Source organism: Vibrio splendidus (assembly GCF_003345295.1).
Taxonomy (GTDB): domain Bacteria; phylum Pseudomonadota; class Gammaproteobacteria; order Enterobacterales; family Vibrionaceae; genus Vibrio; species Vibrio splendidus_K.
This window is the reverse complement of record NZ_CP031055.1, coordinates 1,479,066-1,498,714: the sequence shown is the minus strand read 5'-3', so window position 1 is coordinate 1,498,714 and position 19,649 is coordinate 1,479,066. Positions and strand designations below refer to the sequence as shown.

The 19,649-nt window shown below is 44.3% G+C and carries 17 protein-coding genes and 1 pseudogene; 6 read left to right on the top strand and 12 right to left on the bottom strand.

What is annotated here, in order from left to right; translation table 11 throughout:
* Nucleotides 1–286 precede the first annotated feature (286 nt).
* From DUN60_RS06785 to DUN60_RS06775, 3 genes are all read right to left on the bottom strand, one after another.
* Nucleotides 287–937: a DUF2987 domain-containing protein gene (locus DUN60_RS06785; protein WP_114633568.1), complete on the bottom strand. Its 651-nt coding sequence runs from the start codon at nucleotides 935–937 to the stop codon at nucleotides 287–289.
* Between the two features lie 123 nt (nucleotides 938–1,060).
* Nucleotides 1,061–1,909, bottom strand: coding sequence for a glucosaminidase domain-containing protein (locus DUN60_RS06780; RefSeq protein WP_114633567.1), 849 nt, complete (start codon nucleotides 1,907–1,909; stop codon nucleotides 1,061–1,063).
* Nucleotides 1,902–2,756: a DUF2189 domain-containing protein gene (locus tag DUN60_RS06775; protein WP_114633566.1), complete on the bottom strand. Its 855-nt coding sequence runs from the start codon at nucleotides 2,754–2,756 to the stop codon at nucleotides 1,902–1,904. The genes DUN60_RS06780 and DUN60_RS06775 overlap by 8 nt, the downstream gene beginning before the upstream one ends.
* A gap of 329 nt (nucleotides 2,757–3,085) precedes the next feature.
* Here DUN60_RS06775 and potA point away from each other — a divergent pair, with 329 nt between their 5' ends.
* The 6 genes from potA (at nucleotide 3,086) to DUN60_RS06745 (ending at nucleotide 9,131) form a co-directional block, all read left to right on the top strand.
* Nucleotides 3,086–4,201 carry a spermidine/putrescine ABC transporter ATP-binding protein PotA gene (potA, locus tag DUN60_RS06770; RefSeq protein ID WP_114633565.1) on the top strand — a complete coding sequence of 372 codons (1,116 nt, stop codon included), beginning with the start codon at nucleotides 3,086–3,088 and terminating at the stop codon, nucleotides 4,199–4,201.
* The gene (gene potB, locus DUN60_RS06765; RefSeq protein ID WP_017107109.1) at nucleotides 4,185–5,042 is read left to right on the top strand and encodes a spermidine/putrescine ABC transporter permease PotB; all 858 of its coding nucleotides are present in this window, start codon (nucleotides 4,185–4,187) and stop codon (nucleotides 5,040–5,042) included. Before potA ends, potB begins: the two co-directional genes overlap by 17 nt.
* Complete coding sequence (gene potC / locus DUN60_RS06760; RefSeq protein ID WP_004733706.1) at nucleotides 5,042–5,812, top strand: spermidine/putrescine ABC transporter permease PotC; 771 nt, start codon at nucleotides 5,042–5,044, stop codon at nucleotides 5,810–5,812. The genes potB and potC overlap by 1 nt, the downstream gene beginning before the upstream one ends.
* Nucleotides 5,813–5,949: 137 nt before the next feature.
* The gene (locus tag DUN60_RS06755; RefSeq protein ID WP_017107107.1) at nucleotides 5,950–6,984 is read left to right on the top strand and encodes an extracellular solute-binding protein; all 1,035 of its coding nucleotides are present in this window, start codon (nucleotides 5,950–5,952) and stop codon (nucleotides 6,982–6,984) included.
* 227 nt (nucleotides 6,985–7,211) lie between these two features.
* Nucleotides 7,212–8,249: an extracellular solute-binding protein gene (locus tag DUN60_RS06750; RefSeq protein WP_114633564.1), complete on the top strand. Its 1,038-nt coding sequence runs from the start codon at nucleotides 7,212–7,214 to the stop codon at nucleotides 8,247–8,249.
* Between the two features lie 96 nt (nucleotides 8,250–8,345).
* Nucleotides 8,346–9,131, top strand: a complete 786-nt coding sequence (locus DUN60_RS06745; RefSeq protein WP_422641387.1) for a GGDEF domain-containing protein — start codon at nucleotides 8,346–8,348, stop codon at nucleotides 9,129–9,131.
* A gap of 132 nt (nucleotides 9,132–9,263) precedes the next feature.
* Here the strand turns inward: DUN60_RS06745 and cobB are convergent, their stop codons facing one another.
* The 9 genes and pseudogenes from cobB to DUN60_RS06700 form a co-directional block, all read right to left on the bottom strand.
* Nucleotides 9,264–9,998, bottom strand: a complete 735-nt coding sequence (gene cobB, locus DUN60_RS06740) for a Sir2 family NAD+-dependent deacetylase (RefSeq protein WP_114633562.1) — start codon at nucleotides 9,996–9,998, stop codon at nucleotides 9,264–9,266.
* A gap of 273 nt (nucleotides 9,999–10,271) precedes the next feature.
* Nucleotides 10,272–11,491 (bottom strand): annotated as a pseudogene (locus DUN60_RS06735) (ammonium transporter).
* Between the two features lie 453 nt (nucleotides 11,492–11,944).
* On the bottom strand, nucleotides 11,945–12,361 hold the full coding sequence (locus tag DUN60_RS06730) for a hypothetical protein (protein ID WP_017059624.1): 417 nt from the start codon (nucleotides 12,359–12,361) through the stop codon (nucleotides 11,945–11,947).
* Complete coding sequence (locus tag DUN60_RS06725) at nucleotides 12,345–13,418, bottom strand: formate dehydrogenase subunit gamma (RefSeq protein ID WP_114633561.1); 1,074 nt, start codon at nucleotides 13,416–13,418, stop codon at nucleotides 12,345–12,347. Before DUN60_RS06725 ends, DUN60_RS06730 begins: the two co-directional genes overlap by 17 nt.
* A gap of 13 nt (nucleotides 13,419–13,431) precedes the next feature.
* Nucleotides 13,432–14,040: a formate dehydrogenase FDH3 subunit beta gene (fdh3B, locus tag DUN60_RS06720; protein ID WP_004733723.1), complete on the bottom strand. Its 609-nt coding sequence runs from the start codon at nucleotides 14,038–14,040 to the stop codon at nucleotides 13,432–13,434.
* 11 nt (nucleotides 14,041–14,051) lie between these two features.
* Nucleotides 14,052–16,907 carry a formate dehydrogenase subunit alpha gene (locus DUN60_RS06715; protein WP_114633560.1) on the bottom strand — a complete coding sequence of 952 codons (2,856 nt, stop codon included), beginning with the start codon at nucleotides 16,905–16,907 and terminating at the stop codon, nucleotides 14,052–14,054.
* 10 nt (nucleotides 16,908–16,917) lie between these two features.
* Complete coding sequence (locus DUN60_RS06710) at nucleotides 16,918–17,118, bottom strand: twin-arginine translocation signal domain-containing protein (RefSeq protein ID WP_004733728.1); 201 nt, start codon at nucleotides 17,116–17,118, stop codon at nucleotides 16,918–16,920.
* 76 nt (nucleotides 17,119–17,194) lie between these two features.
* Nucleotides 17,195–17,863, bottom strand: a complete 669-nt coding sequence (locus DUN60_RS06705) for a TorD/DmsD family molecular chaperone (protein WP_004733730.1) — start codon at nucleotides 17,861–17,863, stop codon at nucleotides 17,195–17,197.
* A 9-nt stretch (nucleotides 17,864–17,872) separates the two neighbouring features.
* Complete coding sequence (locus DUN60_RS06700) at nucleotides 17,873–19,534, bottom strand: 4Fe-4S binding protein (RefSeq protein WP_114633559.1); 1,662 nt, start codon at nucleotides 19,532–19,534, stop codon at nucleotides 17,873–17,875.
* Nucleotides 19,535–19,649 lie beyond the last annotated feature (115 nt).

Below are 19,649 nucleotides of genomic sequence, written 5' to 3'. Positions count from 1 at the left end.
GGCGTGGATTATACGGATTTTTATTTCAGGTTGGAACAGTAACGACAGGATAAACAAGCCAAGCAGGAGAAAGATTCCGCCTTATCATACGATCTGTCCTCTAGCGGTGAGAAAAATATGTCGCAATAAGAGGTAAGAATCAAAGATGAAAGGCCGTTGAGATGTGTGATTTGGCAAGATTTAAAGGTTTAGGTTTAAGACTTTAAACGAAAACAGCCTGTTCAAAGAAGAACAGGCTGTTTCGTCAAGATCTTAAGCTGAGCAAACAGCTTCTGGCCGGTAGTTATTATTGCGCAGGGATGTAAGGCAAAACACGAACTGTGGCTTCTGGTAACGTGATGCTGTTACTTCCATTCAGTTCGTCCAGCGTGAATTTCGCACGCCCTTCTTTGATTGGGATTTGCTTACCATTAGACAGAGTAATGTTGCCTTCAAGTTTACTATCAAATTCTAGCGTCAAACCTTGAATATCAGGAGTGAACCAACTAGAGAACATGCCGCTGACGTCTTCTAGCATCGCTTGCATCTGTGGTAAAAGGTTTTCTAACTGTGTAACCTCAACCGTTCCAGCCAAAGGCTCCTGAGTCATTACGACGAGCGAATACGCACATTCTTGTTCTTGGGTTTGTACAAAGATAAGAGGGTTTGCTGAGCGTAGGTTTTTATCTACCGGTAGAAGCAGCTCATTCGCAGGAGACACTTTCAACTCTTCGTAATGCTCTTCTTTCTCCATCCAAGCTTTGCTGATGTGACAGGTTTTCTGTGCTTGTTGGTCAACAAAGAAGACCGCAACTTTGACATCATCGTGCCCTTCTTTGGTGTTGTTTTTCAGCTGAGTATAGAGTTTAGAATACGTGAACATGTATTCTTGCGCCGAAGCAGGAAGAGAAACGCCAAGGCTTAAAGTGGCTAATAGAGCGAGTACTGTCTTTTTCATTATTATAATCTTGTCGAAGTTGAGCGTTCATAATTAAAAAGAGCAGCCGTTAGCTGCTCTTTGTGTGATGCCGTTTGGATGATAACTTACTTTCGTGGTTAACCAAACTGAGACCAAATCGAGTTACTTTTTCCAGTATACCTCGTTGTGACGGATCATAGCTTGTAAATCAGTCACATAGTCTGAACCTCGCTCAGAATATTTTAGCAAGCCGTTGGTTAGCTCTGTCGCAGATTCAGTAGTTAACAAATCGTCGCCCTGAGTAGCCAGTTTTGCTCGAATCGCTCTTAAATCGGCATAAGCACGATTACGATTCAAGTTCATGAAGTAACGATGAACCGATTCTTGGCTTGAAGAGAATGTAGCCACTTCATGCGAACTACCTTCGTTACGTTGTAGCGGAACAAGTCCACAACCTTTGGTGTAACACCAGTGTCCGAAATAGTTGTTGGCTTTGGTGGCGAAACGCGATGTCCCCCAAGCCGATTCATTAGCAGCCTGTGTCAGTACTAGCGCCTCTGGCAGTACGTTGACACGGCTCAGCATCTCTGTCAGCCATGCCTGATCTAAACCTTCACTAGGCACTGGTAAGCTGTACAACTTCCCTAGCCTTTTCGCATAAGACGCGTCTTCAGAGTCAATATTGCTCAAACCAGATTCAGATAGCTTAGTTAAAAACGCGCGTTCTTTGGTGATACGTTTGTTTTCAATATTGATGCTTGGGCGAAGGAACGAAAAGAATGTGTCTTTTTTCACGTTCACATCTTCGATAGCAGCAAAATTTGGTCGATCTGAAGCCACGGTCAAATCACCAAACTCACTTGATGTATTTGAACTTTGGTCTGCTGAACGTCGGCGCTCTTCTTCTTGGTAAATGTATGGACCAACCAGTGAGATAGAACCCACGATCGCCAGTGCAGTTACCTTTAGCGCAAGTGATTTACTTGCGCTGCCTTTGACATTATTACGCATCGAACACCTGAGGGTTTTTGTTTTTGTTACCATCGTTACTGTTGTTGCCGTCGTTATTACTGTCACCGTTGCTGTTGTCGTCATCACTATTATGTCGATCTGACGCAATAACCTTCAGTTTGATACCAAACATTTCACGGTAGATGATGCCTTTCACATGAAAGAAAAACGGAAGAACGAATATCAAGCCAATGCCGTACATCATTGCCGCCACAATGAACATCAGCATAACCATTAAGTAGATAGATGCGACGACGAAGATTTTCTTATTTACCGCTCTTAGAGAAAGCAGCAGCGATTGCATTGGCGGTACTTTCTTATCACAAATCAGCAGAATTGAATTGCTGAATGCTAGTGAGAAGTAGATAGACAAAAATGGCAAAAGCATACCTGCAATGCCTTGAAGCATGAGGCTGAACAAAGTAACGAGAATGACTGGAACCGTGAACTGTAAACCTTTTCCGATATGACGTACTTTGGTTTGTAAGCCTGCGGCGTGGCTCATTGCCATTAAACAGATGCCAGCATAGATAGGCGCGCTGATTACTTCGTAGCTGAAGTTAGCAATAAAAATGGATTCAACGACCTGTGGTGTAAATGCCTCTGGGTCGATAACCGCGTCTAAGATAATCGCGGGGTCACCAAGCTGCAGTTTTAGTGCGATATAAAAGATAGCCAATTGCACGAACATCAGCGCAACAATCGCAGGGGAAAACGAAAGAAAGTGACTTATCGTATGTTTCCAAGCTTCTTGGAATACAGCCGTTGCTTTGAGCTCATAATCGCCGGAAAGTGCACGGTCGATACTACCGCCCAAATTAAAATCTTTTTCGATGTCGTTGTTCATATTGATACCTAGGTGCGCCAACTAAACGAAGCCACCTAACTTATTGATAAAAAATTGCCTTCATTATACCCATATGTCGGCTGCAAACTAAAATATGAATCTGTAACAAGGCTTGCTTTTGCGTCTTAATGGTTAATAATTAGACACTTGTTAGGGTGAGAACCCAATAAATAACAGTATGGTAAAGGATGTTTACTTTTACCTGCGAATTTTTTTATCTATGAATGGTAAAAAATGCTTTGAATTCACGTTTTTGGTGATTATGATGCGCGCCTTAAAGGTGTATAGCAACAGGTCTCAAATAGAACCAAGGTGGAGAAAAACAGACGTTGAACGCTAAAAAATCAGTAGGAAAGCCAGTCGTACAGTTAACTGGCATTAGTAAAAGTTTCGATGGTAAGGAAGTCATCGGCAATCTTGATCTAAACGTAAATCATGGTGAGTTTCTCACGATATTAGGCCCGTCCGGTTGCGGTAAAACCACGGTACTAAGAATGATTGCAGGGTTTGAAACGGCAGATAGTGGTGAAATACTATTAGCTCAACAGAATGTAACCCAAGTTCCTGCTGAACAAAGGCATGTTAACACTGTATTCCAAAGCTATGCCCTATTCCCACATATGACCGTTTTCGACAATGTGGCATTTGGTTTACGCATGCAAAAAGTGCCAAACACCGAGATTGAACCTCGTGTCATGGATGCTTTAAAAATGGTGCGCCTAGAACAAATGGCACAACGAAAGCCACACCAGCTATCCGGTGGCCAACAGCAACGTATCGCAATCGCTCGTGCTGTCGTTAATAAGCCTAAAGTTCTTTTGTTGGATGAGTCTCTGTCTGCTCTAGATTACAAACTACGTAAACAGATGCAAATTGAGCTTAAACAACTGCAACGTCAACTTGGTATCACGTTCATTTTTGTAACGCATGACCAAGAAGAAGCATTGTCCATGTCTGATCGTATTATTGTTATGCGTGATGGCGTGATTGAACAAGACGGAACACCAAGAGAAATCTACGAAGAGCCTAAGAACTTATTTGTTGCTCGTTTCATTGGTGAAATTAACGTATTCGAAGCGACAGCGAAATCTCGTCAAGATGAAAAGCGCATTGTTGCGACAATCGAAGGTGAAGAGTCAATTATCTATCATGGTAAAGACGTAGCACCGGGCCAAAAACTGCAAGTACTACTTCGCCCTGAAGATCTTCGTATCGAAGAAATTAAAGAGTCGGACCAAAGCGGTATTGTCGGCCACATTGTCGAGCGAACCTACAAAGGCATGACATTAGATTCAGTCGTAGAACTTGAATCAGGTATGCGTGTCATGGTTAGCGAATTCTTCAACGAAGATGACCCTGATGTTGATCACTCACTGGGCCAAAAAGTTGCAGTAACTTGGGTTGAGAGCTGGGAAGTGGTGTTAGAAGATGAGCAAGAAGTTTAATTTACAAAACGCGATTGTTGCTTTAATCACAGGTTGGTTAGTGCTGTTCGTGATGATTCCAAACATCATGATCATCGGCACTAGCTTTCTAACTCGTGACGAAGCGAACTTGATCGAGATGACCTTCACTCTCGACAACTACCTGCGTTTGGCTGATCCGCTGTATTTTAAAGTGCTGATGCACTCTTTCTATATGGCGATAGTCGCAACCCTACTTTGTTTAATTATTGGTTACCCATTTGCCTACATCGTGGCAAAAATGCCTGCGAAATGGCGTCCAATCATGTTGTTTTTAGTGATTGTGCCATTCTGGACAAATTCTTTAATTCGTACTTACGGATTAAAAGTGGTTCTGGGTACTCAAGGTGTGTTGAACAAAGGTTTGTTGGCGTTAGACATTATTGATAAGCCACTTCGTATCATGTATTCAGAAACGGCAGTAATGATCGGTTTAGTGTATATCCTACTCCCGTTCATGATTTTGCCGTTGTACTCAGCTATCGAAAAGCTAGACGATACTTATTTAGAAGCGGCTAAAGACTTAGGTGCAAACAAACTTCAAACGCTATTGAAGGTTGTTCTACCCCTAACGATGCCAGGTATTATCGGTGGTTGTTTACTTGTATTGCTCCCTGCGCTTGGAATGTTCTACATTTCAGACTTGTTGGGCGGTGCTAAGAACCTGTTGATCGGTAACGTCATTAAGAGCCAAGTGCTTAATGCCCGTGATTGGCCGTTTGGCGCCGCAACCAGTATTGCACTGACTACCGCTATGGCCGTGATGCTTTATGCCTACTACCGTGCAGGCAAGTTATTGAATAAGAAAGTGGAGCTAGACTAATGGGTCGCACAGTTAAGTTCAGCTTTATGGCGCTGGTATACGCTTTTCTATACCTACCTATTATCGTATTAATTGCCAACTCTTTTAATGCCAATAAGTTTGGTATGAAATGGGGTGGCTTTACCACCAAGTGGTATGACGCGCTGATTAACAACGATAGCCTAATGCAGGCTGCGTGGCACTCGATCAACGTCGCGGTGTTCTCAGCAACTGCCGCAACGATTGTTGGCAGCCTGACAGCAGTAGCCCTATTCCGTTACCAATTTAAAGGTAAAGGCATCGTCAATGGCATGTTGTTCATCGTGATGATGTCACCAGATATCGTAATGGCGATTTCGCTTCTTGCGCTATTCTTGGTAATGGGTGTGCAACTTGGGTTCTTTACCCTACTTGCAGCGCACATTACTTTCTGTCTGCCGTTCGTTGTTGTCACGGTCTACAGTCGCTTGAATGGCTTTGATGTGAAGATGTTAGAAGCCGCAAAAGATTTAGGTGCAAGTGAATGGACGATTCTAAAACAGATCATCCTGCCTCTTGCTAAGCCAGCGGTGGCTGCGGGTTGGTTATTGAGCTTCACTCTGTCTTTGGACGATGTGATCATTAGCTCTTTCGTAACGGGCCCAACCTATGAAATCTTGCCACTGAAGATTTACTCGATGGTTAAAGTCGGTATATCTCCAGAGGTCAACGCTCTAGCAACAGTAATGTTAGTGGTGTCGTTAATACTGGTGATTATTTCTCAGTTATTAGCGAGAGAAAAAATCAAGTAAGTCTCCTACTCTTTACTGAGACGGACTTGATAAGATTCAAGTTTAACAAAAGTGTTATTCATAAACAGAATGGTAAATTGCCATTCTGTTTTTCTATCTAGTGCCTTCGGGCAACGTTTAGTTTGGAGCTAACGTCAATGAAAAAATGGGCTACTCTATTAGCTGGTAGTGCATGTGCGCTTTCAATGTTATCTGCACCATCGTTTGCAAAAGATAACAAAGAATTGGTATTCATGAACTGGGGACCTTACATCAACAGTGAGATCTTAGAACAGTTCACGGATGAGACTGGCATCAAAGTGATTTACTCGACTTACGAGTCGAATGAAACTTTGTACGCAAAATTGAAAACGCACAATAAAGGTTACGACCTTGTGGTTCCTTCAACCTACTTCGTGTCTAAAATGCGCGACGAAGGCATGCTTCAAAAGATCGACAAAACCAAGCTGAACAATTTTGCGAATCTAGATACAAACTACTTAGATAAGCCATATGATCCGAACAATGACTACTCTATTCCACACGTAGTGGCGATCACTGGCCTAGCTGTTAACACAGACATGTACGATCCAGAAGATTTCCAAAGCTGGGCTGATCTATGGAAGCCAGAGCTTGAAGGTCAACTGATGATGATGGACGACACGCGTGAAGTGTTCCACATCGCACTGCGTAAGTTAGGTTACTCAGGTAACACGACTAACGAGCAAGAAATCGACGAAGCCTACGCTGAACTGCGTAAGCTGATGCCAAACGTTCTTGTGTTTAACTCAGATAACCCTGGCGCGCCATACATGTCTGGTGAAGTGGGTCTTGGTATGCTTTGGAACGGTTCTGCTGCTGCAGCGCAAAATGAAGGTCTGCCGATTAAACTGGTTTTCCCTAAAGAAGGCGGCATCGGTTGGGTTGATAACTTCGCTATCAGTTCTGGCGCAGTAAATGTAGAAGCGGCTCATAAGATGATCGACTTCCTACTTCGCCCAGAAATCGCAGAGCAAATATCTCGTGACACAGGCTACCTAACGGCAGTTAAAGCGTCTAACGAGAAGTTCAAAGACAGCCCTGCTTTGTTCCCATCACAAGAAGACCTTGACCGTGTGGAATGGCAAGCTGCGGTTGGCGATAAGACAGTGAAGTACGAAGATTACTTCATGAAGCTTAAAGCCGGTCAGTAAACGAGTTCGTTATCTAATTGCTCTGGTCAACAGAGGCTAATAAGTAACTGGTTTACTTAACAAGCCTAGTTAGGTAATCAACAAGTTAAAAATAAGAATATCAACGAATAGGCAGCTTAGGCTGCCTATTTTGTTATATCACTGCTATAATTTAGCGCGATTTTTAGAAATCCATTTACTTTGGGTTCAATACCCAGCTCCAAATCAAACAAATGAACGGAACAGTAATGAAAAAAACACTGTATACCGGCGCATTGTGTGCTGCTACTTTACTTTCTACACCCTCTTTCGCAGCTGACCAAGAACTGTATTTTTACAACTGGTCTGAATATATTCCAAATGAAGTACTAGAAGACTTCACAGAAGAGACTGGCATTAAAGTCTATTACTCAACTTATGAGTCTAACGAAAGCATGTACGCTAAGTTAAAAACTCAAGGTACGGGTTACGACTTAGTGGTTCCTTCTACTTACTTCGTTTCTAAGATGCGTAAAGAAGGCATGCTTCAAGAGCTTGATAAAACTAAGCTAAGCCACTTTGCAGATTTGGACCTAAATTACTTAGATAAGCCATTTGACCCAAACAACAACTACTCGATCCCATACATCTGGGGCGCAACGGGTATTGGTATCAACTCAGATATGCTAGACAAGTCTTCAATTAAAAACTGGGGCGATCTGTGGGATACACAATGGGAAGGTCAACTGATGATGATGGATGACTCTCGTGAGGTTTTCCATATCGCACTGTCTAAACTGGGTTACTCTCCAAACACAACGAACCCTGAAGAAATCAAAGAAGCGTACGAAGAACTTCGTAAGCTAATGCCAAACGTATTGGTATTTAACTCAGACTTCCCTGCGAACCCTTACCTAGCGGGTGAAGTGTCTCTTGGTATGCTTTGGAATGGCTCTGCTTACATGGCACGTCAAGAAGGCGCAACGATTGACATCATCTGGCCAGAGAAAGGCGCTATCTTCTGGATGGACAGCTTAGCGATTCCAGCAGGCGCTAAGAACACTGAAGCGGCACATAAGATGATCGACTTCCTTCTTCGCCCTGAAAACGCCGCTAAGATTGCTCTAGAGATCGGTTACCCGACGCCAGTTAAAACGGCTTACCCTCTTCTTCCTAAAGAATTTGCTGAAGATAAGAACGTTTTCCCACCGCAATCAGTGATGGATAACGGCGTTTGGCAAGATGAAGTTGGCGAAGCGAGCGTTATTTATGACGAGTACTTCCAAAAACTTAAAGTAAACAACTAGATTGTTACTGATAGGTTAATAAAGCGGCGTAAGCCGCTTTATTTTTATCTACACTTTATATAGGATTGCATCAAACAATATAGAGTGCGATTTAATATGCCAACAAACCCTATTTTATTGGTTGTGACACTGATGCTTCTCGCGTCATTCTTGATGCTTGGGCTGAGTTCTTTTATTCACATAGATTCCAATTACGATCTGTTTTTTGAAACGAACACGCTCGTGATTATAATGTACATCTACTACGTTGCTCGTCATGCTATTCGCCCTCATAAAGCCCTTCGCTATGGTGCTTTACTACTTATTTTTAACTTGCTTTATGATGTGTTCACAGAGCTCAAACACCTCGATGAATGGGCCGACCGAAACGAGTTACTCGACACCTTTCTTGAAGATGGATTGTTGCAAATAGCCTTCCTACTTATTGCTTACGGTATAACTGAACTTACAACCAAATTGAAAGATCAAAGCAAGCAAGATGAGCTGACAGGCTTGTATAATCGTAAGAAGTTTGACGCAATCACGCTGAAAGAATTCGAACTCATATATTTCGATTTGGATGGGTTAAAGCGAGTCAATGACCGTAAAGGCCATAAAGTTGGCGATCTAATGATCGTTCGCTTCTCTCAAGCGCTCAACCAAGCCGCCTTAGAAGATGAAATGGTGTTTCGTGTTGGCGGTGATGAGTTTGTCGCGACTGCACAACTTGGCCGTGGTGGCGAGTTTGTAACCCAAGTGACGAACCTATTACATGGAGAGAACATCGGCTTCTCTTACGGTATTGAAGTAACGAGTCGAGAGAACTTTAAACAGGCGCTTGATGAGTCAGATAAAGCGATGTACGAAATGAAAAAAGCGCAGCGAACAGATCAACGAGCTTAATTACTCCATTATTTAGTGGCTGATTTGGCCGTAAGACAGGTAAAAAATAGAGACAAAAAAGGCAAACATACATACGACTCTAATTCTCTTTAGGTCAATGTACATTTGCCATATATAGTGGATAAAGATTAGTTAAGCGGTTAAAGAGCCCTTCTCTGAACACAACAGCTCACCCACTAATTTCGGCACTTCAATACTGGCTTTACCGTAGCGTTTCTCTTTAAACTCACTTTCAACCGCACTAGGTTCGAGATTTATCTCGATGGTATGCGCACCATGCATTCTCGCGTCATGCACAAAACCTGCGGCTGGATAAACCACACCTGATGTGCCGATCGAGATAAACAAATCCGCTTCTTCTAACGCTGAATAAATGTCGCCCATTCTCAATGGCATTTCACCAAACCAAACAATATGTGGACGCATTTGCGCGGGAATCTGGCAACAATGGCACAATTCACCGGTATGGATATCGTCTTTGTGCTCTAGAACTTGGTTTGATTCGCTGCAACGTGCCTTAAGAAGTTCACCATGCATGTGAATAATATTGTTGCTACCGCCTCTCTCGTGCAGGTTGTCGATGTTTTGAGTGATGATCGTTACTTTGCCATCTAGCTTCTCTTCGAGCTCACCTAGCGCCTTATGGGCCGAATTTGGTTGGATGCTTTCGCTTTGCAGGCCGTGACGACGCTTGTTATAGAACGCTTGTACCAAATCCGGATCTTTCTCGAACCCTTCAGGTGTCGCAACGTCTTCGATTTTATGGTTTTCCCATAATCCGTCTTGTGCTCGGAATGTTTGTATTCCTGATTCCGCAGAGATGCCGGCGCCAGTAAGAATTACGATATTTCGATATGGGAAATGCATATAACGTCCTTTTCAATATGTCACTTTGTAACAGCTTAGCACTGTTCAAATTCCAACAATAGTTTTAGGGATTAGACCATAGTCTTAGCCAACTGAATTCATTGATTATTTGTGACATAACTCGCTTGTTCTCCTTCGTTCTTTCTCAATCTCCTTTCTGACTGACTCGTATTGCTTTCTATTTCCCATAAACGCAAAAAAGCGGCCGAAGCCGCTTAGTTATAATTTAATTTGTGTCTAGCATGGGCTTAACACTCATCAAGATTGATGACGTTAGTCTTCGTTAATCGAAGAGATCTTATGGATTGAAAGATCCGCACCGTTGAACTCGTCTTCTTCACTTAAACGTAGGCCTGTCACTTTACTTAGAACACCGTATACAACCAATGCACCGACTAGAGCGACGATAATACCTGCAAGTGTTCCCATGATTTGCGCACCAAAGCTCACGCCACCTAGTCCCCAGAGTGCTTGTTGGCCGAAGATGCCAGCTGCAATGCCCCCCAAGCGCCACACACGCCGTGCAATGGCCATACACCCAGCACATCATCAATCTGTGTTTTGTTCTGCATGTAAGTAAACAGGTAAACGAACAATGCGCCCGCTACACCACCCGTAACGAGAGCGCCAAGTGGGTGCATTAAGTCTGAACCTGCACAAATCGCTACGAGACCAGCCAAAGGACCATTGTGGATGAAGCCTGGGTCATTTTTACCTGCGACTAAAGCCGCTAGAATGCCGCCGACCATCGCCATAAGTGAGTTCATGGCTACTAGGCCGCTGATGCCATTGATAGCTTGAGCTGACATCACGTTGAAGCCAAACCAACCCACACATAGGATCCAAGAACCCAGTGCTAAGAATGGGATGTTAGATGGTGCGAAGTTAGTGTGTTTACCTGCACGAATACGACCTTTACGCATACCTAAGAAGTAAACCGCGACCAAAGCAATCCAACCGCCAACGCCGTGAACAACTACAGAGCCTGCGAAGTCATGGAAGCCATAACCGAATTGTGCTTCAAGCCAATCTTGGAAACCAAAATTACCATTCCAAATGATGCCTTCAAAGAATGGATAAACAAACCCAACGGTGAAAAGTGTTGCGATGAGTATTGGATAGAAACGTGCACGCTCAGCGATACCACCAGAAACGATCGCTGGAATCGCCGCTGCAAACGTCATCAAGAAGAAAAACTTCACCAGCTCGTAACCATTACCTTGCGATAAGGTTTCTGCATCTGCAAAGAAATGCGCACCGTAAGCCACCCAGTAACCGATAAAGAAATAGGCAATGGCAGAAACGCCGAAATCCGAAAGGATCTTAACCAGCGCATTGACTTGGTTTTTCTTTCTTACTGTACCGACTTCCAAAAATGCAAAGCCTGCGTGCATTAAGAAGACCATGATGGCGCCTAATAATAAAAATAGAGTGTCTGAACTCTGCGTCAAGCTCTCTACTGCGCTATGAACTTGGGTAACCGTTTGACTCATTAAAGCTCTCTCCCTTAGCTTTGTCTCAATTGCACTAGAACCGTGCGAATTGATGTCGTAATTAATTAAAGACTCAACAGTGAACGCAAGATGCGTTCCAACACGCTCACGTAATTTCCGTGCAACAAGTTTTTATTCTAAGCTTATGATTTAAAAGGGTTAAAATTACCACTGCACTTTTTTGGATATTTGATATGGAGGGATGTTTAAAATTAATTGCACCAATTAAGGGAGTTGCACCATATTGGCGCGGTCAATATCAGGTTTGGTTCTGTTTTAGAGCTACCCCAAATATTTTGAAGAATTAGCTAAAAATCTTCTTCTAAGTTGACTAGACACTTGTTTTAGGTGGATAAAAAAAGCCCAGTGACTCGAATCACTGGGCTTTCTATACGATGGTTGCTTTGAGTAAATCGTTCTAGATAAGTTGTTATCTAGTTCGTCTGATACTCACTACAGGTTTGGTCCTGTTGTCGGGTTTTGCGGTAGGTTTTGACTTAAGCGCTGCATGCCTTGATACATACGAATAAACCACACCACAATCGCCACACCACCAAACAACATACCGACATAGGGAATGTAGTAAGCGATATCATCGATTATATGGTTTTGATACCAGTAATCGTTCACACCGATCAACACGCCATTAGAGGTCGCTACCGTTACGATAAGCACAACAAAGAACGTCAGGTTCAAGAAGAAAGAGCGAATTAAGCCGTAATAATGCGTATCCACGACTTCGCCGTCTTCCCCTTTATCTAAACGATAGCCTGCGTAGATAATCGCGACCACACCAGAGAGAAGACAAGTAAATGGTGTAAAGCAGCTTAGGATGTAAGCGACCCAAATACCTTTATGAGGTTTGTTCATTCTTATTCACCCCTTCCGTTTTCTCTGTTGCTACATTTGCGCTTTGCTCAGCGCCATTTTTCTCTTGTTCCATCACTTCTTTGTACCAAAGGTCATGGTGTTCTTTAGCCCAAGTTTCATCAACTTCGCCTGTTACCATACCCTCAAGTGCACCTTCCATACCGAACAAGCCGATGTAGATGTGGAACACAAAGCCGCAGATAAGGATCAGAGCAGCAAGCATGTGAACTAAGTTCGAAAGCTCCATATCACGTCGTGTTTGGCCAAAGATTGGGAAATCTAACACCAAGCCACTGATCGCAGCGACACTACCCATAACAATCAATAGCCAGAATAGCGCTTTCTCACCCGCGTTAGAAAACTCTGCAGATGGATGAGAACCTTTATGTTTCCCGACCATACCACCCAGTTTTATAAACCACTGGATATCGACCATTTTGAAGATCGACTTGCGCCACCACTTGATAAGAACAGCCATCAACAGCACATAGAAAATCGGGCCGATGTAGTTGTGGTATTGCTTCGCCAATAGAACGATGAAGCCCCATAAATCGGTTGGGATATAAGGTTTCAAGAAGTGTTTACCGTAAACCAACATCAAACCACTGAAAGCCAGTGTTAAGAAGGTAAACGCCATACTCCAGTGCAGTGCGCGGTCAAGTCGCGACCAACGTTTGATCTTACGACCCGTTCTTGGCGCACTCAGCATTAGTGGGCCAATCACAACGTACATTAAGGTAACGAAAGCAATACTGCCAAAGATAGCGACAGCACCGGCTGGTGACATCCACTTCTCCTTCAATATGTACCACGTTTGACCTGGAGTACTGATCAACACACCGTGCTCAGCAGATTGAGATGTGGTGTAACCTTCTTCACCGTTTCTTACTTGTCGCCAAAAATCGGCGCCAGCAAGTTGTGTGATTTCTCTTTCTGCACTACTCGATTGAGTTTGTGAAGCGTTAGTCTCTGATGCATGGCTCATAGGAGACAGCATTGTTAGTGCTGCCAACATTGGCAGCACAACAAGGAAGAGACGCTTAAACATTGTAAGCATATGTCTCTCCTAACTAGCTCTTCATCGCATCGTAAGAAAGGTCATTGCCGTCTGTCCAGCCTGCCCCCTTCGCACCACGCTCAACAACACGCTGACGGAATACATCAGAGACTTTCTCTGCATCACCCGCTAGCAGTGCTTTGGTTGAACATAAAGAAGCACACATTGGTAGCTTGCCTTCAGCAATACGGTTCGCACCGTACTTCTGACGCTCTTCCACAGAACCTGGCTCTGTTTCTGGACCGCCAGCACAGAAGGTACATTTGTCCATTTTACCGCGCTCACCAAAGGCTTCCTGTTTAGGAAATTGAGGTGCGCCAAACGGACAAGCAAACAAGCAGTAACCACAACCGATACATAGATCTTTATTGTGAAGTACGATGCCGTCTTCTGTATGTTCAAAACAGTCTGCTGGGCAAACTGCCATACAAGGTGCATCAGTACAGTGCATACACGCTACTGAGATAGAGTTTTCACCCGGTTCACCGTCGTTCAGTGTTACAACGCGGCGACGTTGAATACCCCATTCCAGAGCATCATCATTTTCGTTCTTACATGCAGTGACACAACCGTTACATTCGATACAACGTTTGGTGTCACAAAGAAATTTCATTCTAGCCATTTTAAGACTCCTTACGCTTTACGAATATTACAAAGGGTTACTTTCGTTTCCTGCATCAACGTGACAGGGTCGTAACCGTATGTGGTTGCTGTGTTTGCAGCTTCACCAATAACGTAAGGATCAGTGCCTTCTGGATACTTAGAACGCAAATCTTCGCCTTGGAACTTGCCACCGAAGTGGAATGGTAGGAATGCTAGGCCAGGTTTCACACGACGAGTAACCATCGCTTTCACCTTAATTCGACCTTTCTCAGCACCTTCAACCCAAACATCATCACCATCTTTGAAACCGATGTCGTTCGCATCTTTCGGGTTCACTTCAACGAACATCTCTTGTTGAAGTTCGGCTAGCCATGGGTTTGAACGGGTTTCTTCACCACCTCCTTCGTACTCAACCAGACGACCAGAAGTAAGAATAATCGGGTATTCACCAGACTTGTCTTGGTCTTGAATCGACTTGTAAAGCGTAGGAACACGGAAAATCGCTTCTTTGTCATCCCAAGTTGGGTAATCAGCAACTAAGTCGCGACGTGGCGTGTAAAGTGGCTCACGGTGCAGTGGTACGCGGTCTGGGAATGTCCAAACAATCGCACGCGCTTTCGCATTACCAAACGGAATACAACCATGCTTAATGGCAACACGTTGGATGCCACCAGAAACGTCAGTTTTCCAGTTTTTACCTTCAGCAGCGGCTTTTTCTTCTGCTGTTAGGTCGTCCCACCAACCCAGTTGTTTCAGCAGTTTGTCACTGAACTCTGGGTAACCATCTTTGATTTCGCTGCCTTTTGAGTAGCTGTCTTCAGCCAATAGGCTTTGACCTTCAAATTCGACACCGAAACGAGTACGGAAGTTACCGCCGCCCTCAGCAACAGGTTTAGACGTATCGTAAAGGATATGCGTACCTGGGTGTTTCATCTCTGGGTTGCCCCAGCATGGCCAAGGCAGACCGTAAGTCTCGCCATTCGCTGGGCCGCCTTCTGCAGCAAGCGTTGTTTTGTGGAACGTGTGCCAGTTTTGTTGGTGTTCTTTCAAACGCTCTGGGCTTTGACCTGTATAGCCGATCGTCCACATACCTTTGTTGAATTCACGAGTGATGTCTTCAATCAATGGTTGGTTGTTCTCAACACGGATGTTTTTGAACAGTTGATCAGAGAAACCAAGCTTCTTAGAAAGAAGGTACATGATTTCGTGGTCAGGCTTAGATTCGAACAGAGGATCAACAACCTTGTCACGCCACTGTAGAGAACGGTTTGACGCCGTTACACTGCCGTAGGTTTCAAATTGAGTGGTTGCTGGAAGCAAGTAAACGCCATCGGTGCGATCGTTCATTACTGCTGCTACTGTTGGGTATGGGTCAACGATAACCATCATATCCAGCTTCTGCATCGCCTTCTTCATCTCTGGACCACGAGTCTGAGAGTTCACCGCGTGACCCCAGTAGAACATGGCGCGGATGTTTTCGCGTTGGCGAATCTTGTCTTTGTCTTCAAGCACGCCATCAACCCAACGAGAGACAGGAATACCTGCACTGTTCATTGGCTTTTGACCACCGTATGCGTTGTCGTCAAAACGTCCTTTGACCCAGTCAAAGTCGATATCCCAAACTTTAGACCAATGGCGCCAAGAACCTTCAGACAAGCCGTAGTAACCCGGTAGCGTGTCTGATAGTACGCCAAGGTCAGTTGCGCCTTGTACGTTATCGTGACCACGGAAAATGTTTGCACCGCCACCTGATTTACCTATGTTACCTAGCGCAAGCTCAAGTACACAGTAAGCGCGTGTGTTGTTGTTACCCGTAGTATGTTGAGTACCACCCATACACCAAACGATACAACCCGGACGGTTCTCTGAAAGCAGTTTTGCAGTGTGGTAAACGTCTTCTTCGCTAACGCCTGTTACACGCTCAACTTCTGCTGGGTTCCACTTCGCAACTTCTTCACGGATCTCGTCCATGCCGAATACACGTTGGCGGATGAACTCTTGGTCTTCCCATTTGTTAGCAAAGACATGCCATAACAGACCCCAGATAAACGCAACATCTGAACCCGGGCGTAGAGAAACATAGTGATCAGATTTCGCAGCAGTACGCGTACGACGAGGATCCGCAACAACGATCTTACAGTTGTTCTTCTCTTTCGCGATTAGGATGTGTTGCATCGCAACCGGGTGAGCTTCTGCAGGGTTCGAACCAATGAACAGCATCGACTTACAGTTGTGCATGTCATTGAACGAGTTTGTCATCGCGCCGTAACCCCAAGTGTTTGCAACACCGGCTACTGTGGTTGAGTGACAAATACGCGCTTGGTGGTCAACGTTGTTGGTGCCCCAAAGCGACGCCATCTTACGGAATGCGTAAGCTTGCTCGTTACTGTGTTTTGCACTACCCAAGAAGTAAACGGAATCAGGACCAGACTCTTTACGAAGTTCTAGCGCTTTATTACCGATCTCTTCAATCGCTTGTTCCCAAGAAAGCTTCTTCCACTTACCGCCTTCCAATTTCATTGGGTACTTAAGGCGACGCTCACCGTGGCCGTGCTCACGCAGAGCTGCGCCTTTCGCACAATGTCCACCAGCGTTGAATGGGTGATCGAATGCAGGCTCTTGACCCGTCCAAACACCGTTTTGAACTTCAGCGTAAATGCCACAACCCACAGAACAGTGAGAACAGATAGTGCGTTTCACTTCTGTTTTCGCTTCAGGGTCGACTGACTTAGCTTCCGCCTTTTTCATCATACCCGGAGCGAATAGACCAGCGCCTACTACCGCACCACCAGCCGCTAGAGAGGTGTTTTTCATGAAGGCACGTCGAGACACACCCAGTTGATTGGTTTCTTTGCTCACACTATCGGAGCGTTTGACAAGTTTCATCCGTTATCTCCTAAAGCGTGTCGTAGTAATCGCGAATGTGTTGCGTTTCACGATAGCCCGTCTTCTTCATGTCTTCTTTCGGCATTTCAACCGTTTCTGAAGCAGTTGCCACCTTCGTTGTTCCAGCGACAACTGCACCCGCTACGGCTGCAGTTGTTAAGCCTTTGAGTAAGTCCCTACGGCTTGTGTTTATTTCTTTATTATCTTTCATCATTGCTTCCTTACCTTGCGGTAGATCTTTTTGGAGGCTTAATGCCCCTCTATCGATATAATCGCGTACTGCTCGATTACTCGTAATCAGTGACGTTTTTCACATCAATTTTTAATTTATGTTTACTGCTTTTTGTATTAACGCTAAAACGCACTTGCTCTAACGTTAGGAATGCTTCACACAGCTGAGCTGCCGATTTGTAGAAGTTCGCACTTTCTGCACTTTCAAGCTGACGCGTAAAAGAGTTAAACCAAGGGCCAAGATGCTTATTGAAAACGGCTTGTTGAAGCGCTTCTTCTTCACCAGTTAGCATTGCCATTACTTCACACAATGCAGCAATATGATCTTCTGGCTCTTTCACTTGATCATCACGTTCAATGCCTAAAAGCTCTAAATCATGACGAATCTCTGCTAATGGTTTTTCCATCATGGCGCCAGTTCTATGCCAAGAACCAAATGGAACTATCTCTCCACGGCCAATGCCAATGAACAGATCTTGATATTCGTCTTCTAACGCTTCGCGATTTGATTCCGTTGCCGCTTGTTGAATGGCAATCCAAGCTTTTTGCATTGCACTCTCAGACGCTTCAATGTCTAACGTCTTTAGGAAATCAATGACCTCTTCAGAAGGTGCGCTACGGAACAATGCAGAAAGAACCAAATAGATTTCAGTTCTTAGTGTCTGTTCTTGCTTTAATTCTTTTGCGAGCTCAGGCTCTTGTGCCTGATCCAAATTAGTATCCAATGCCAACTCCTAGTATTTCAATTGATTCAATGGGTCTTGAGCCATTGAGTCGAACATGTCCACTACACGACAGTCTTCACACATCGCAATACGATTAATCGCAGTTTCATCTGAAAAATGAGAGTGACCGCGTAACTTGTTCTGTAACATGTCAATCATAGACTGTGGAGCGAATGGCTTATGGCAGCGTAAACATTCCGCCGCTTTCTCTTCATGAATCACAACTGCTTGTTGACGTTCTTCTTTCACCCAATTCATACGAGGTGTCAGAGTAAGAACATTCTCAGGACATGCCTTTTCACACAGACCGCATTGAATACAGTCTTGTTCTACAAACTTAAGTGATGGAGAAGCACCGTCGGTATGAAGAGCACGTGTAGGACAAACCGCAACACAACTCATGCATAACGTACAATCTTTGCTTTCACACGAAACCGTGCCGTATGGTGCATTCGAAGGAAGTTCAACGATATTCTCTACAGGAATTCGAGATGAAGACATCGCATCGAGTGCAGTGAATAGACGTTGACGTTTGTTGCCTTGAAGATCGCCAAGTGCAAGGTCGAAAGAATCAACGCACAGTGCTGGAGGCCCTTCACGGAGAGATTCTAAATACAGGATATCGATGGTTTCTTTTGGAACACCGATTTGGTCTAGTAGCTCTTGAGCAATCCCTACTTCGTTATTCAGAACTCGAATGATCGTCTCTGGCATAAAACGAGAAGCAGCAAACAGAACCTGAGTCGCACCATTCACAAGCGCTGCAAACCAAGTATCAATACCAATAGAAGGCAGTTCTTCAACAACGATTGGAATAACGTTATCTGGTAGTGCTTTTAGCGCCATTACATTGTAAGTCTCATGACGAGAGCTACAGATAAGTACGATTGGATCCAGACCGCCCGCATGTTCATAGTTAGCTAGCGTACGTTCAATGAACTTTTGAGTATCGTCAGGGTTTGGAAGCGCATAGGTAATCGCTTCTGTAGGACAGCTTGTTGCACAAGTTCCGACGCCTTGACATAGATAAGGGTTAATCTCGATCTTGTGACCTGTTTTGTCTGAGCCTTCACTTGATAGCGCGCCAGCAGGACAAGCATCAACACAACGTTCACACCCTTTTACGCCACGAGAACTGTGCGCACAAAGGTCAGTGTCTAAACGGAAGAACTTAGGCTTATCAAATGTACCCATTAGCGTTGGAATCTCTTCCAGTGCTTCGGCCAGTTTTGGATAGCCTCGACCCACTGGGTAATAACCCGGTACAGGCACTTCTTCTGTCATGCAGCTATTCAGACATAGGTCTAGAACAACATCGAAACAATCGTGATTAATCGCGATTTTCGCTAAGTTGCTTGATGTGCCTTTACTCTCAATCATAACTTCAAACGTACCAAGGAAACCGGATACTTGAACCGAATTCGCGAAGTACAGTTCTGGGTTTTTGCCCTTTTCGCCGTCTGTCGACAATAAGGTTAAGCTCGTCAATTGAGGTAATTGAGCCGCAGCACTTTCAATGATCGCAGTTGGACCAATAACAAGAGTATTACCGCCGCTTTCGTAGCTAACAGTAGGTGGAATCAGATTTGTTAACTCAACTGTATTTTCAAATGCATACAGTCTTGCTTTAGCGTTATTTGAAGTTGCTTGTTCTAATAATTGTTTAAGCATTGCTCAGTTCCATCTTTGGACATGGATAATCTGTTCAACCTTCATTGTAGTAAGCGATAGAGAACTTGCTGAGTAATCCGTTAACAACTAACCCTTTAGCCAGTGTCTCGCTCGT

Bases quoted from the DNA above. Each gene is read 5' to 3' on its own strand.
- DUN60_RS06785 (WP_114633568.1), bottom strand. From the start codon at position 937: ATGAAAAAGACAGTACTCGCTCTATTAGCCACTTTAAGCCTTGGCGTT.
- DUN60_RS06780 (WP_114633567.1), bottom strand. From the start codon at position 1,909: ATGCGTAATAATGTCAAAGGCAGCGCAAGTAAATCACTTGCGCTAAAG.
- DUN60_RS06775 (WP_114633566.1), bottom strand. From the start codon at position 2,756: ATGAACAACGACATCGAAAAAGATTTTAATTTGGGCGGTAGTATCGAC.
- potB (WP_017107109.1), top strand. From the start codon at position 4,185: ATGAGCAAGAAGTTTAATTTACAAAACGCGATTGTTGCTTTAATCACA.
- potC (WP_004733706.1), top strand. From the start codon at position 5,042: ATGGGTCGCACAGTTAAGTTCAGCTTTATGGCGCTGGTATACGCTTTT.
- DUN60_RS06755 (WP_017107107.1), top strand. From the start codon at position 5,950: ATGAAAAAATGGGCTACTCTATTAGCTGGTAGTGCATGTGCGCTTTCA.
- DUN60_RS06750 (WP_114633564.1), top strand. From the start codon at position 7,212: ATGAAAAAAACACTGTATACCGGCGCATTGTGTGCTGCTACTTTACTT.
- DUN60_RS06745 (WP_422641387.1), top strand. From the start codon at position 8,346: ATGCCAACAAACCCTATTTTATTGGTTGTGACACTGATGCTTCTCGCG.
- cobB (WP_114633562.1), bottom strand. From the start codon at position 9,998: ATGCATTTCCCATATCGAAATATCGTAATTCTTACTGGCGCCGGCATC.
- DUN60_RS06730 (WP_017059624.1), bottom strand. From the start codon at position 12,361: ATGAACAAACCTCATAAAGGTATTTGGGTCGCTTACATCCTAAGCTGC.
- DUN60_RS06725 (WP_114633561.1), bottom strand. From the start codon at position 13,418: ATGCTTACAATGTTTAAGCGTCTCTTCCTTGTTGTGCTGCCAATGTTG.
- fdh3B (WP_004733723.1), bottom strand. From the start codon at position 14,040: ATGGCTAGAATGAAATTTCTTTGTGACACCAAACGTTGTATCGAATGT.
- DUN60_RS06715 (WP_114633560.1), bottom strand. From the start codon at position 16,907: ATGAAACTTGTCAAACGCTCCGATAGTGTGAGCAAAGAAACCAATCAA.
- DUN60_RS06710 (WP_004733728.1), bottom strand. From the start codon at position 17,118: ATGAAAGATAATAAAGAAATAAACACAAGCCGTAGGGACTTACTCAAA.
- DUN60_RS06700 (WP_114633559.1), bottom strand. From the start codon at position 19,534: ATGCTTAAACAATTATTAGAACAAGCAACTTCAAATAACGCTAAAGCA.